This window comes from Clostridium estertheticum, from assembly GCF_026650985.1.
Taxonomy (GTDB): Bacteria; Bacillota; Clostridia; order Clostridiales; family Clostridiaceae; genus Clostridium_AD; species Clostridium_AD estertheticum_C.
This window is the reverse complement of record NZ_CP086239.1, coordinates 4,439,399-4,453,552: the sequence shown is the minus strand read 5'-3', so window position 1 is coordinate 4,453,552 and position 14,154 is coordinate 4,439,399. Positions and strand designations below refer to the sequence as shown.

Below are 14,154 nucleotides of genomic sequence, written 5' to 3'. Positions count from 1 at the left end.
TATCATTGATTTATTATTTAAACCCTAAAAGTGTTCCTATTTGGAATACTAAAACTGCTCCTATCCATCCAATAAGGCAACTTACAACTGCTGATACTACAGCCCATTTTGTTGAGTTAGTTTCTTTTTTAATTGTTCCTATGGTTGCAACACAAGGTACATATAAGAGAGTCATTACCATAAACGATAGTGCTGTAAGCGGTGTAAACGCATGTTGAATAGCTCCTATAAGATGTGGTCCCTCAGCTACTCCATATATAGTTCCAAGCGTTCCTATTACTGCTTCCTTAGCTGCAAACCCGGTAATAAGTGCTACTCCTGATTGCCAATTTCCAAAACCTGCTGGTGCAAATACCGGAGCTATAAATGTACCTATTATACCCAGTATGCTGTGCTGGCTTCCAGCCTCAACTCCAAATGGTAAATTTGAAAGCGCCCAAACAATCACAACTACTCCTAAAATAATTGTACCTGCTCTTGTTAAAAAATGTTGTGACTTCTCCCACATATGAACAAATATACTTTTAGCTGTTGGTAACCGATATGGAGGTAATTCCATTATAAAATAAGAAGTGTCTCCTTTGAATACTTTTTTACTATAAAATTTACCCATGAGTATTGCAACTACAATTCCTAAAACATATAGTAAAAATATTATTAATCCACCTTCATTGAAAATTCCAACTTTCTTATCTGCAAAGAATGCAGCAACAAATACTCCATAAACTACAAGTCTTGCTGGACATGACATAAACGGACTAATTAGTATAGCTATCATTCTATCTTTCTTACTTTCTAAAGTTCTTGTAGACATTATTCCAGACACTGCACATCCACTGCTTAATATTAAAGCAATAGCAGTTTTACCGTGAAGTCCTACTGAACTCATAAGTTTATCCATTACATATGCAGCTCTTGACATATAACCACTATCTTCAAGTAAAGACATAAGAAAATACATGGTAAGAATCATTGGCATGAATACAATTACTGATCCAACGCCACCTATTAGCCCATCTGTTACGAAAGATATTAAAAGTTTAGGTGCACCTATGTTAGCTAATGTACTTCCTAAAAATTGTCCTAATGCATCCATACCATCGCCAAGTATTCCACCTAGAAATCCATTACCAAAACTTATTGAAATTTGATACATAAAAAACATTATAAGTCCGAATATTGGAATTCCAAGCCATTTATTTGTAACTATCTTATCTATTTTATCAGATGTAGTTTCTTCTGTAATTTCCTCTTTTTTAACACAATTTTTTGTTGCATCACTTATTGCTTCATATCTTTTATCAATTATAAAAGTATCAGGTTCATAACCTATTACTGATATTAACCTCTCTATGCTTTTTCCTACTTTATTATTTATCTTTTCGCCATCTTCTTGTGTACTTATGTATTTCATTACATATTCATCATTTTCTAGAAGCCTAAGTGCTGCCCATTCAACGGGATATTCCAAAGTTGCCGCGTTTTGTGACATAGCTTCCTTAATTGAGTTAATTTCTTTTTCAATATCTTTACCATAATTAACTTTATACACACTACTTTTATCTTTCTCGCTTAACTTTATTGCTTCCCTCATTAGTTCCTTTATACCTTCCCCTCTAGGAGCTACTGTAGGTATAATAGTTAAATTTAGTTGTTTGGATAATTCTTTAACGTTTATTTGTATATTTTTTTTCTTAGCCTCATCCGCCATATTAAGTGCCAAAATAACCTTAGCACCTGTTTCTAATAGTTGCATTGTAAGATACAGGTTTCTTTCAAGATTAGTAGAATCAATTACATTAATAACTACATCAGGCTTGTCTTTTAATATGAAATTACAAGCTACAACTTCATCCTCTGAATATGCCCCCAGACTATAGGTACCCGGCAAATCTACTACCGTTAAATTTCTTCCTTCAAATTTAAGGGTTCCCTCTTTCTTCTCAACTGTAACACCAGGCCAGTTACCTACATGTTGTTTTGCACCAGTTAATTCATTAAACATACTAGTTTTACCACAATTAGGATTACCAGCTAATGCTATTACTAAATCTTTACTCATATTTCCCCCCAATGATTTTTATTTTTTAAACTTCACTTACCATAACTTTCTGTGCCATACCGCGAGCAAGTACTAAACGTGTTTCTCCTACCTTTACTATTAAAGGACCATTGTCATTTTTCATAATTTTTATTATAGCCCCTGTACTCATTCCCATCTCCATAATTTTCTTACGTAGCGATTCTCCGCCTTGCACTGAATTAATCTCTGCAAGTTTCCCTATTCCAATAAAATTAAGTGGCATACTTGTCATTTTGACCTCCATTATTATTTATTTAGGAGTAACTATCAAAAATGGTGATGTTAAATTAATTCCACCATAATATCTTTTGCTTCATTTTTTCTAAGACTTAGTTTGTATCCTCTAACTTGTATCTCTATAGGATCTCCCATAGGAGCTTTACCTTCAACAACTATCTGGACACCTATTGTAATTCCCATGTCCATAATTCTTCTTCGTATTGTACTCCCCGGTACTATTTTCACAACTTTAACCCTAGATTTTAAATCAACTTTGTCTAGTCCTATTAGGTTTTCCATAGAATCACTCCTCATAAATATTATCGTTAATATTGAAACTCATTATCAATACATACTTAAAAAAATATACATATTTTCATATAATATAGATAGTCACTTGAGATCCATTATCATCTTACTACATTATGGTGTATCTGTAAACATATAATTTCTTAAAATTAATTAATATATGCAAAAAAGTGAATATCTTTAAGATATTCACTTCACTTTAAACTACTCTATCGCTACAAATTATATTATCTAATAATTCTTTTGATCTTGCTACAGCATATTCTTTGCATAACAATGCTCTAATATACCCACGCTCATCATTTGTTGACTCTATATAGAAACATCTTCCATAGTAAAATCTAATAAGTGAAAACATTCTAGATGCAGTATGGAGATATAAACTGGTAACGCCTTGCTCCATCATTGAAATATCAACTGCATTCATTAATATTTTACCAATGCCATTATTTTGATGTAACGACGAAACCCCAAATCTACTTAAATAAGCACTATGATCAGGTTTTACCTCTATTCGTACGCTACCGATAACTTCCTCATTCGATAGAGCTACAAAAACATTAGTAGTTTCTATCGCTTTTAATACATCATCATATGATTCCTCAAAAGGTGCTACTAATCCCGTAATTCCTGCATTCTCAGCATACAACTTAAACGATTGTTTTGCTAGTAACCTTATTTCTTCAATGTCGCTAGTAACTGCTTTTCTAACTTCAAAGAACATTTTGTCCATGTATCTACCCCCATATCATATTATTTACGCAAGTAATTATATACATAATTGTATATATAAAACAAGTTATATTTCCAAGAGAATTGTTAAATGTAATTACACAAAGTTTATGGCGCCATGGCAATAATTTCGAGTCCAGTAGTTTCAGGTATTCCGAACATAATATTCATATTTTGTACAGCTTGACCTGCCGAACCTTTAATTAAATTATCTATAGCAGATATTATTATTACTCTATTTGTGCGTTTATCCACTCTGATTCCAATATGACATATATTGGAGCCTCTTACCCATCTTGTTTCTGGTAATCCAGCAATAATTTTCACAAAAAATTCATCTTTGTAAAAATTTCTATATAAAGCTATAATATCTTGCTCAGTTATATCTTTCGTGAGTTTTGCATAACAAGTTGATAATATTCCACGGTTCATTGGCACTAAATGAGGAGTAAAACATATCGTTACATCATTTCCAGATGCCTTGCTAAGTTCTTGCTCAATCTCTGGAGTATGTCTATGAGTAGTAACTGCATAAGCTTTAATTGATTCATTACATTCTGTATAAAGTGAGGCAACATTTGCAGCTCTACCTGCACCAGATACTCCTGATTTAGCATCAACTATGATTGAGTTTGTGTCTATCATGTCACTATTTAACATCGGTGTGAGTGCTAATATAGTGGCTGTTGGATAACAACCTGGGTTAGCTAATAAATTACACTTTTTTATAGCTTCTCTATTTAATTCGCAAAGGCCATAAACTGCATCTTTTAGTAGACCTTCACTTTCATGTTTAACTTTATACCATTTCTCATAAACATCTTTTGATTTTAGTCTATAGTCCGCACCTAAATCTATTACTTTTACGCCAAGAGCTAGTGCTTTCTGTGTTATTTCAAATGATTTGCCATGTGGCATAGCAATAAAGAGAACATTTATATCTGGTAACTTACTTATGGCTGTCTCCATATCAACACATATATCATCTATATAACTATAGAAGTTACTATATATTTCACTATAAGTCATGTCTGCATATTTATGTGAAGAATAAAACTCTACGTCGACATTGGGATGCTTGTATAAAAACCATGTTAACTGTTCACCTGCATAGCCAGTGGACCCTATTATACCTGCTTTTATCATATTGAATCGCCTCGCATTTAAAATTTATTAATAAAGATTATTATACAATAGAGTTATAAAAAAATCAACAATAATATGAATATTTATTCATGTTATTGTATATTTATTCAGATTTATATTATAAATCGAGCTAAAAAATGGCCCCTTAGCTATTAACTACATAACCAAAAGGGCTTATTGCTATTTTTCAATTAATTTTTCAATTGACTTCTCAACTAACTTCTTAATTTTAACTTTGCTAATTCTTTTACTATCACACTCTAATATAATAAATTCATAATTTTCATAAATAATTTTATCATTCACTTGTGGGTATGAGCTTAGTTGTGAATAAACCCATCCACCAATTGTATCAATGTTTTCTTCCTCTATATCTATACTTAACAGTTCGACAATATCCTCAATAAGAACTTTTCCATCTACACTGTAGCCACCATCTTCTGTTTTAATAATCTCATTAACCTCTTCATCAAACTCATCTTGGATCTCTCCAACTATTTCTTCTAAAATATCTTCAATAGTTAAAAGTCCAGATGTTCCACCATATTCATCAATAATTATAGCCATTTGTACCTTATCTTTTTTAAATACTTTTAATAATTCACTTATTGATAACGATTCTGGAACAAATTTAATTTCACGGATAACATCCTCTATCTTTTGGCTATTCCCCTCAATTTTCTGCTTATACAAATCCTTAATATGTACAAACCCAACAACATTATCTTTACTATCCCTACATACTGGATATCTTGTTAGCTGTTCATCTAAAGTAAATGCTATAATATCCTCAAAAGAATCTTCGAGGTAAATACATTCCATATCAGTTCGAGGTATCATTATTTCTTTTACTGTTTTCTCTGAAAAATCAAATATATTATCTATAAAAGTTAATTCAGTTTTATCTATTAATCCATGATTATAACTTTCCTCAACTAATAACTTTATTTCCTCATCAGTATGCGCTATGTCATGTTCATCAACTAGTGATACACCAAACATCTTTAAAACCAAACTAGTACTATGGTTAAAAGCCCACATTATTGGAAAGGTTATATTATAAAACCAAACCAGTGGTAGCGCTGTATACATTGCTATCTTCTCTGTATTTATAATTGCGAGTGACTTTGGTACTAACTCCCCAAGTACTATATGAAATCCAGTTATAAGTGAAAATCCTAAGATAAACGAAATTGAGTGCACAGCGGCTTCTGGCAGATCCATTAAGTTAAATAACGGCGTGAGCATTGCAGCTACTGCAGGTTCTCCTATCCATCCAAGCCCTAGGGATGCTAGCGTTATTCCTAGCTGACATGCAGATAGGTACGAGTTCAAATCTTTTACAACCTTTAAAGTGTATTTTACATTTTGAGCTCCATCAAGTACTAATGTTTCTATCCTAGATTTTCTAACCTTTACCATTGCAAACTCTGTGGCAACGAAAAAAGCATTCATAAATACCAGTAAAAATACGATAACAATGTTTATAAAAATAGTCACTTTGATAACTCCTTCCAAGTCAACACATATACTTAGTATTATCCATACTTAGTCTATTATAACCATAACATACTTTCCTAATTATATAATACCATATTTATCTACGAATTCAAATTTTCTTCATATGGAAAGTGTTATAATTTGCTCGAATTTAAATTACCCTACTTTACTAAAAGTAGGGTAATTCTTATATACATATTTTAATTTTTTCTATTCTTCGTTCGCGAACTTCCTCTATTCTAAATATTACATCCCCATATTCAACAGTTCTCTCCTCATTTATCTTTGGAATACATCCCATAAGATTAATTAAAAAGCCTCCTATTGTATTATAATCTTTGGAAACTAAATTTAAATCTAAATGCTCATTTAAATCATCTAAAGAAAGTAATCCACTTACTATATAAGTATTATTATCAACCTTCTTTATTTCTGGTTCCTCGTGATCATATTCATCTTCAATATTACCCATGATTTCTTCTGTAATATCTTCAGTTGTAACTACCCCTGAAAATCCTCCATACTCATCTATAAGCATCGCAATATGATTTTTAGAACTTTTCAATTCTTTAAATAATTCATCTATATTTTTATTTTCCTGAACAAAATAAGGTGAATGTAATATATTCTTAATATTTACATTTTCAAAACCATTTTTTCTTGCCTCTATCATAAAATCTTTCATATGAAGTATTCCTACGATATTATCAACATCACCTTCAAATACTGGCACTCTTGAATGACGCTCGATTAGTAACTCATCTAAATACTCTGTAATAGGGTCATTTATATCAATCATATATATGTCTGTTCTTGGAGTCATAACTTCCCTTGCCAATTTGTCATCAAACTCAATGATGTTATTTATCATTTCTTTTTCTGTTTCATTAATAACGCCGTGTTCCTGACCTACTTCTATAAGTGATTTTATTTCTTCCTTCGATAGCTTTTCCTCTTTGCTCTCATGACCAAGACCAGTGATTTTCACTAAAATATTGGTAGATACTGTTAGCAAACTCACAAATGGTGTAACTATTTTAGATATATACATAATAGGTACTACCGAAAACATTGCAATAGCCTGAGAGTTTTGAAGCGCAATACGTTTTGGAAACAATTCTCCAAATACAAGTGTTATATAAGCAAGTCCAATTGTTATAACAACTAGAGCAACTCCTTCACTATAAGGTACACTTATATTACTCAAAATGAGTGATAGTTTACCTGTTATCGCGGTAGCCACATAAGCACTTAAAAAAAATCCTGCAAACGTAATACCCACCTGAACAGTCGATAAAAATTTTGTTGGCTTTTCTATAAGTCTTGATAATAGTATCGCCTTTTTATTACCTTCCTCTGCTAAATGTTTAATTTTGTTCTTGTTCAAAGATACTATTGCCATCTCTGCAGATGCAAAAAACGCATTTATCAGTGTTAAAATAACAATTAATATTAATTGCACCACTATATTGCTGTTAGGCATGGGCGCGGGTTCTGATTCCATTAAAAATTCCTCCTCTAAAATAAAAGCTTTTCATACTATCATGATAACACAAAATTTAATACTTTGATTAATATTATAAAAATAATTTTATATTTCTATATAATTAAATAGGAACCAACTTACAGTTAGTTCCTATTTAATCTTGTATTTAATTTAAAATACTTATAATATATTATTTTATTAAATTTATCTTTTCCCAGAAATTTTATCAACAAGAAATACTATTACAGCGAGTACTAGCAACATATGTATCAATCCGCCACCAATTTTAAGTATAAACCCTACAACCCAAAAAAATACTACTATACTACCTATCCAACGTAAAAGCCCCATATAAAACACCACCCTTCATATATGCCTATTTACTAGTTATCCTTAAATGTTTGATAATTATATCAAGAAACTAGTATATTTGCAATACTACTTCTACCTTTTTCCCTATTTTTCGAGTCTTTAACAATTATTAATTTGTTATAATTCCTAAAATTTTTACAGAACCTTTCTTAATTATATATGATATTTCAATCCTAATCTTATGATTTTCTCTCAAATTATAAGCTATTAAATCAGAATAACTAACCTGGAATGTTGAATTAGTGTTATATTCTTTTTCATGTAAAATCACCACTTAAATACTAAATATTCATAAATAAATTAGTTCATAATAAAAAAGAACCACCCAAACGCGTAAATATGCATTTGGGCGGTTCTTATAACTTAGCCATTGAAAAATAAGCTAAAAGCTAGACAGCTTGATCATCCTCGCCACCAGTTTTTTTATAAGTAGGAACAATGTCTTTAATTTTACTAGTTAATGCATCAACATCATTTGCCTCAATAATTACCGCAAGCTCTTTCATTCTTTCTTTCATTACTCCTAAATCAGTAAAAGTAGGTTTACCAATAAAAATCTTCGCATGTTTAGTATTAGTAAGTCCTTCTTCACTCATTAGCAGTTCTTCATAAAGTTTTTCTCCTGGACGTAGCCCCGTAACTTCAATTTTAATATCTTTATTTGGCTCAAAACCTGAAAGTTTTATCAAATCCCAAGCTAAATCATATATTTTAACAGGCTTTCCCATATCTAAAACAAAGATTTCTCCACCCTGGGCATATGCACCAGATTGAAGCACTAATTGTGCAGCTTCTGGGATAGTCATAAAGAATCTTGTTATATATTTATTAGTAAGTGTAACTGGGCCACCATGAGCTATTTGGTTTTTAAATAATGGTATAACTGATCCATTACTTCCTAGAACATTACCAAATCTCACTGCTACAAAATGTGTTTTACTTATCTTATCCATAGATTGTATAATCATCTCACACATTCTCTTAGTCGCACCCATAACATTAGTTGGATTTACTGCTTTATCTGTTGATATCATAACAAATCTTTCAACATTAAATCTATGAGCACACTCTGCTACATTATAAGTTCCAAACACATTGTTTTTTATTGCTTCCATAGGACTTTCTTCCATTAGTGGAACATGTTTATGCGCCGCCGCATGGAAAACTATATCCGGTGAATATGTTGTAAAAACATCCTCAAGTCTTTTTTTATCTCGAACAGATCCTATAAGTACCTTTAAATCTAATTTTGGGTATTTATACTTAAGTTCAATTTGCAAATCATAAGCATTGTTTTCATATATATCAAAAACAATTAATTGTTTAGGTGCAAATTTTATAATTTGACGACATAACTCAGAACCAATAGACCCTCCGCCACCTGTTACTAATATTGTTTTATTTTGAATATAACTTGCAATACCCTCTGTATCAAGTACTACTGCTTTACGTCCTAGTAAATCCTCAATATCTACTTTTCTAATTTGACTTAATGAAACTTTTCCATTTATTATTTCATACATACCTGGAATAATTTCTATTTTACATTTTGTTTTTTTACATATTTCTAGTATTTGTTGTTTATCATCGTCTTCTATAGTTGGAATGGCTATAAGAATAGTTTCTATCTCTTTAGCTTTTGCAATAGAAATTATATCTTTCCTATTTCCTAAAACCTTTACTCCCAAAATGTTTTTCCCCTTTTTATAAGGTTCATCATCAATTACAGCTATAGGCGTATAATTAGCCTGGCTGCTGCTTTTCATTTCTTTTATAACCATAGCTGCAGCTGCCCCAGCACCAATTATCATTACTCTATTTCTATCATTCTTACTTACATTACAATTTATAATACCCGTAAATCTTTCATAAACTCTAAATGACATCCTAAACCCAAGTATAAAAAGAATACTAAAAGCACAAGCGAGTATACTTACTCCATATGTAAATGGATGGCCAATAATTCTAACAAATGCAATTGTTAGAATATCTGCAGCAATACACCCGCCAATAGCTAACATAAATTCATCTACACTTGCATAACTCCAAAGACTTTCATAAAGTTTGAATAGATAAAAACATGTTATGTAAATAACTGTTACTATTATCGCTATCTCTTTATAATCATTTGAATAAAACTTAAAATTTCTATAATTATACCTAAAATAGAAAGCTAATATATATGCTAAGTTTATTAAAACTGCATCACTTAGTATTAGTATCGGCTTTTTCCATTTTCCTAAAGCTTTCACAATATACACCTCTTCTTTATGTTTCTCAAAATTTGTTCTCGTAATATTATATCATCATTTTTGCTATTAAACATCTTTTCAATAAAAAACCACAAAAATTCCTATTTCTATAATTAATTTTACAAAACCCACAAAACAATGTTAAGGTAAGGGAGGTGATTATGCATTAATTAGCCACTTTAAAATTTAATAACACCATCTTCTATTTCAATTATTCTATCTGTTTTTTTTGCTATTCTCTCATCGTGGGTTATTATTATGAAAGTAGTTCCAAGTTCTTTATTTATATCTCTAAATATATTATATATAACTTCAGAAGTTTGAGAATCCAGGTTTCCTGTTGGCTCATCTGCAAGTATTATCTTAGGGCTGTTCATAAGAGCTCTTGCAATTGCGACCCTTTGTTGCTCTCCACCTGACAAATCATAAACTTTATTTCCCTTAACCTTTGGAAGTCCTACAAGTTCCAAAAGTTCTTTTGCTTTTTGAGAAGTTTTTCTACCACAAAATATGTTTCTTATAGATCTAGGCATAATGACATTCTCAATAGCATTAAACTCTGGTAATAAATGATGAAATTGAAATACAAAACCTATTTCGCGGTTTCGAATAGCAGCTAAAGCTCTTCTACTCATCTTATCTATTCTTCTGCCTTCCAATTCAACTTGTCCACTTGTAGGCCTATCAAGCATTCCTATTATATTTAATAAGGTCGTTTTACCACTACCTGACGCACCTATAATAGAATTAAAAGAGCCTTTATCAATAGATAAATTTATATTGTTTAATACCTGTGTTTTCACTCTTTTTCCATAAATTTTATTAATATCTTTAAGTTCTATAATGTTATCCATTTTTTATAACCTCCACAGGCGTTAATTTAAAAGATTTTAAAGCTGGAAAAAATGCCGCTGAAGTTGATGCTATTATATCAATAATACATAATTTAATTATAAAATTATAATTAACAATTATATTAACTATAGGTTTTCCATCAACTGATGACACTATATATCTATTAAATCCTTTTACATACAAATAGGTTAACCCCACACCAATAATTGTACCAATTACCCCTAAAATAAAAGCTTGAATTAAAAATATAAGAGCAGCAGAACCATCTTTTATTCCCATAGCCTTTAAAATACCTATTTGCTTGTATTTCTGAACCACACTTATACTCATTATACTTATTATACTTAAAACGGCAGCAATCATTACACTAAGTTGAATTATTAGGCTACATACTTTTTCACCCATTATAGCGCTTACTAATAACTTGTTTTGATCTTTCCAATTTTCTATTACTAAATTTTTATCATTTAACCCTTTTTTGAGCTTATTTGCAATAATGTCTGCATTATAAGGATCACTCGTAGTTAATTCCATAGATGTTGCAGCATCACCAATCCCCGCCAAATTCTGAGCAGTTTTGAAATTCGTAATAACTAGAATTTTATTAATTTTTATTGTATCAAAATCATAAAATCCTACGGCTTTCACGACTATCTTTCGATTATCAGCCGTTACTATATTAATGTTATCATTTATTTTTAACCCTAATTTTTCACTAAGTTCCTTACCAATCAATGCTTCCCCAGAATATTTTACAGTTCTTCCTTTATAAATTTTATCTTTAATATTATAAAATGACTCCAAATCCTTAGAAACAAATCCACTAATTTGTATAGGCTCCGTCATATTTCTAATGTTAAGAGATGCATTATATCCAACTACTGGCGCCACCGATGTTATCCTACTATCCAGCTTTTTAATTTTATCTGCCTTGACCTGATAATCCTTTATTATATTATTTTTAGGATTGATCGTTATATGAGTTGAATTTCCCACGACTTTATCAAGTAAAGAGGTTTCCAGCCCTGCACTTAGTATCCCAACAAATACCTGTACCGAAATCCCTATGGCAATTCCTAAAACTATTACTAATGTTTGAATCTTGCTGTTTATTAAGAATCTCCAGGCTATTTTTAGTGCTGTAAACATACCCTCTAGCCTCCGCTTATTTTTTATTATAAAATTTTATCATAATTTAACAGTTTTCAATAACTATAAACTTCTACCATTTATTCTATCACACAATGTCATATTTCTCTATAAATATACAATTAACCCACTAAACTATAAATTTCTATTTTTTGTTATTATAAAAACATAGAAAGTGATTAAATAGGAATATATAAAACCAAAGATAATTAGCATCGTTTCGCTAGTTATCTTTGGTTTTTTGCAATTATTCTAGATTATTCAAACTCGAATCAAGTGAAATGTTTTTTTACAGTATAATTACAAAAATGAAACTATATTGATAAGGTAACCGTTATATAAGTATAATCATTAAAAAGTTATACATTTTCACTCATTTTAATAGAAGAGGACGTGTTCTTTATGAAATATATAATTTTTGCAATAATATTAATTACTGCGTATGTTTTATTGTGCAGCTTAATGAAAGCAGCTAGTAAAACAACCCCCTTAATGCCAGATATCAAACATAATGAAGATAGAAATAACTAAACCAGGTTTTCCATCTATAATTAGGTTAGAGTATTTTTTTTGATTCATCGATTACAAATCACACATTTTTCGCCATTACAATGATCCGTACATGTTTCTTCTGAACCAATAGATTTAACTTTAGGACATATTCCTAAATAATCATGTGCTGTGAATACAATTTTTATATCCATTTTATTCGCAGCGGAGATAAATTCTTCATCCAAGTTCACCAATGTATGAATATGTATGATATTAACCTCGATAGTTTTTAAGAAATCAATATAAATATTAAAACCCATATGTCTAAGTGATACTTTAGGATTATGTTCTCCACTGAGTAATGTAGCAGAAATCGGATTATTTATTTGATATACTTTTATATTGTTAAAGGATTTATTCTTTTTGATTTTTAATCCTCTATCTATTGAAATTTTCCCTGGATATACTAATGAAACTTCATTACCATTAGCTACTTGGCGTACCATAATATTTTCTGGCTGTTTCGCTAATCCCCCTGTGTTAACCGGAGGCAATCCAAGTGCATAATGCAAAATTTTAATCACACTCACCTCCTATATTAATAAAAAAGCAGATCATCATTTTGCGTTCTTATGACAAATTATGGAACAAATTGCCACCTTCCTTACGTATTTCTCCTGATTCTCCTTTAATTATAACATTAATTTATTTTAAATATTCATGAATTGCTTCTTGCCAAGTTCTAGTTATATCTCCTGTTGTGAGTTCCAACATATAATTTCTAAGAACTGAGTATTCTGGCCTTTTTGCCGGACGTGGGAATTCATCGGTTGTACACGGTAAAACCGTCGTCGTTATGCCCTTAAATCTAAAAATTTCTTTAGTGAACTCATACCATGTACATTCACCTTTGCAGGTACAATGAAATAGTCCATAATTTTTTTGCTCTATAAGTTTAATTATAGTTCTAGCTAAATCAACTGTACTTGTAGGTGTTCCTTTTTGATCATTAACCACTTTTAATGTGGTATTAGTTTTACTTAAATTTATCATAGTCTTTACAAAATTATTCCCATCTCCATAAAGCCATGCTGTTCTAACTATGTAGTGTTTAGGATTATGATTTTTAACTAATATTTCTCCCTCGAGCTTAGTTTTCCCATAAATAGTCAAAGGATCTATTTTGTCAAATTCCGTTAGTGGCTTATCCATATTGCCACTAAAAACATAATCTGTTGAAACTTGGACAATTTCTGCGCCAATTTCATTTGCAGCTATTGCTAAGTTTTTAGGTCCTATTGCATTTATCTTATATGCCATATCTATTTCCGTCTCGCACTTGTCCACAGCTGTAAGTGCAGCACAATTTATAATCACATCTGGTTTATTTTCATTTACAAAACTATATACTTCATTAATATTCGATATATCTAGATCTGACCTTCTCGTAAGTATTAAATCAATACCCTTTTTCTCTTTGTATTGATTAGCTAATTCTCGACCAAGTTGACCATTAGCTCCCGTGATTAATATCTTCATATTTAATTCTCCTCTTAAAG

At 30.7% G+C, this 14,154-nt stretch carries 14 protein-coding genes; 1 reads left to right on the top strand and 13 read right to left on the bottom strand.

Translation table 11 applies throughout. The features are described 5' to 3' along the window. Window positions 1-13: 13 nt before the first annotated feature. From feoB to LL038_RS21335, 11 genes are all read right to left on the bottom strand, one after another. The gene (gene feoB / locus LL038_RS21385; protein ID WP_216122996.1) at window positions 14-2,062 is read right to left on the bottom strand and encodes a ferrous iron transport protein B; all 2,049 of its coding nucleotides are present in this window, start codon (window positions 2,060-2,062) and stop codon (window positions 14-16) included. A 25-nt stretch (window positions 2,063-2,087) separates the two neighbouring features. Further along, window positions 2,088-2,315 (bottom strand): FeoA family protein, encoded by a 228-nt coding sequence (locus LL038_RS21380; RefSeq protein ID WP_216246830.1) that lies wholly within the window; start codon window positions 2,313-2,315, stop codon window positions 2,088-2,090. 50 nt (window positions 2,316-2,365) lie between these two features. Beyond that, window positions 2,366-2,602 carry a FeoA family protein gene (locus tag LL038_RS21375; protein ID WP_216123000.1) on the bottom strand — a complete coding sequence of 79 codons (237 nt, stop codon included), beginning with the start codon at window positions 2,600-2,602 and terminating at the stop codon, window positions 2,366-2,368. A gap of 208 nt (window positions 2,603-2,810) precedes the next feature. Then, a complete protein-coding gene (locus LL038_RS21370; RefSeq protein WP_216123002.1) occupies window positions 2,811-3,344 on the bottom strand; it encodes a GNAT family N-acetyltransferase in 534 nt (177 codons plus the stop codon). Between the two features lie 107 nt (window positions 3,345-3,451). Then, window positions 3,452-4,489: an N-acetyl-gamma-glutamyl-phosphate reductase gene (argC, locus tag LL038_RS21365; protein ID WP_216123004.1), complete on the bottom strand. Its 1,038-nt coding sequence runs from the start codon at window positions 4,487-4,489 to the stop codon at window positions 3,452-3,454. A gap of 180 nt (window positions 4,490-4,669) precedes the next feature. Beyond that, window positions 4,670-5,989: a hemolysin family protein gene (locus LL038_RS21360; RefSeq protein ID WP_216123006.1), complete on the bottom strand. Its 1,320-nt coding sequence runs from the start codon at window positions 5,987-5,989 to the stop codon at window positions 4,670-4,672. Window positions 5,990-6,176: 187 nt separating this feature from the next. Further along, complete coding sequence (locus LL038_RS21355; protein WP_216123012.1) at window positions 6,177-7,493, bottom strand: hemolysin family protein; 1,317 nt, start codon at window positions 7,491-7,493, stop codon at window positions 6,177-6,179. A gap of 186 nt (window positions 7,494-7,679) precedes the next feature. Further along, complete coding sequence (locus tag LL038_RS21350; protein ID WP_216123014.1) at window positions 7,680-7,826, bottom strand: lmo0937 family membrane protein; 147 nt, start codon at window positions 7,824-7,826, stop codon at window positions 7,680-7,682. 410 nt (window positions 7,827-8,236) lie between these two features. Beyond that, entirely contained in the window at window positions 8,237-10,099 is a 1,863-nt protein-coding gene (locus tag LL038_RS21345) for a nucleoside-diphosphate sugar epimerase/dehydratase (RefSeq protein WP_216123017.1), read from the bottom strand. A gap of 179 nt (window positions 10,100-10,278) precedes the next feature. Then, on the bottom strand, window positions 10,279-10,953 hold the full coding sequence (locus LL038_RS21340) for an ABC transporter ATP-binding protein (RefSeq protein ID WP_253199808.1): 675 nt from the start codon (window positions 10,951-10,953) through the stop codon (window positions 10,279-10,281). After that, window positions 10,946-12,103 carry an ABC transporter permease gene (locus LL038_RS21335; RefSeq protein ID WP_216123019.1) on the bottom strand — a complete coding sequence of 386 codons (1,158 nt, stop codon included), beginning with the start codon at window positions 12,101-12,103 and terminating at the stop codon, window positions 10,946-10,948. Before LL038_RS21335 ends, LL038_RS21340 begins: the two co-directional genes overlap by 8 nt. Before the next feature lie 402 nt (window positions 12,104-12,505). Between LL038_RS21335 and LL038_RS21330 the strand changes: the two genes are divergently transcribed. Then, window positions 12,506-12,634, top strand: a complete 129-nt coding sequence (locus LL038_RS21330) for a hypothetical protein (protein WP_268055927.1) — start codon at window positions 12,506-12,508, stop codon at window positions 12,632-12,634. A 44-nt stretch (window positions 12,635-12,678) separates the two neighbouring features. Here the strand turns inward: LL038_RS21330 and LL038_RS21325 are convergent, their stop codons facing one another. Both LL038_RS21325 and rfbD read right to left on the bottom strand, forming a co-directional pair. Continuing rightward, the gene (locus tag LL038_RS21325; protein ID WP_216123021.1) at window positions 12,679-13,179 is read right to left on the bottom strand and encodes a hypothetical protein; all 501 of its coding nucleotides are present in this window, start codon (window positions 13,177-13,179) and stop codon (window positions 12,679-12,681) included. A 121-nt stretch (window positions 13,180-13,300) separates the two neighbouring features. Next, window positions 13,301-14,134 carry a dTDP-4-dehydrorhamnose reductase gene (gene rfbD / locus LL038_RS21320; RefSeq protein WP_216123022.1) on the bottom strand — a complete coding sequence of 278 codons (834 nt, stop codon included), beginning with the start codon at window positions 14,132-14,134 and terminating at the stop codon, window positions 13,301-13,303. Between the last annotated feature and the right edge of the window lie 20 nt (window positions 14,135-14,154).

Coding starts and splice junctions, on each gene's coding strand:
- feoB (WP_216122996.1), bottom strand. CDS start 2,062: ATGAGTAAAGATTTAGTAATAGCATTAGCTGGTAATCCTAATTGTGGT.
- LL038_RS21380 (WP_216246830.1), bottom strand. CDS start 2,315: ATGACAAGTATGCCACTTAATTTTATTGGAATAGGGAAACTTGCAGAG.
- LL038_RS21375 (WP_216123000.1), bottom strand. CDS start 2,602: ATGGAAAACCTAATAGGACTAGACAAAGTTGATTTAAAATCTAGGGTT.
- LL038_RS21370 (WP_216123002.1), bottom strand. CDS start 3,344: ATGGACAAAATGTTCTTTGAAGTTAGAAAAGCAGTTACTAGCGACATT.
- argC (WP_216123004.1), bottom strand. CDS start 4,489: ATGATAAAAGCAGGTATAATAGGGTCCACTGGCTATGCAGGTGAACAG.
- LL038_RS21355 (WP_216123012.1), bottom strand. CDS start 7,493: ATGGAATCAGAACCCGCGCCCATGCCTAACAGCAATATAGTGGTGCAA.
- LL038_RS21350 (WP_216123014.1), bottom strand. CDS start 7,826: ATGGGGCTTTTACGTTGGATAGGTAGTATAGTAGTATTTTTTTGGGTT.
- LL038_RS21340 (WP_253199808.1), bottom strand. CDS start 10,953: ATGGATAACATTATAGAACTTAAAGATATTAATAAAATTTATGGAAAA.
- LL038_RS21335 (WP_216123019.1), bottom strand. CDS start 12,103: ATGTTTACAGCACTAAAAATAGCCTGGAGATTCTTAATAAACAGCAAG.
- LL038_RS21330 (WP_268055927.1), top strand. CDS start 12,506: ATGAAATATATAATTTTTGCAATAATATTAATTACTGCGTATGTTTTA.
- rfbD (WP_216123022.1), bottom strand. CDS start 14,134: ATGAAGATATTAATCACGGGAGCTAATGGTCAACTTGGTCGAGAATTA.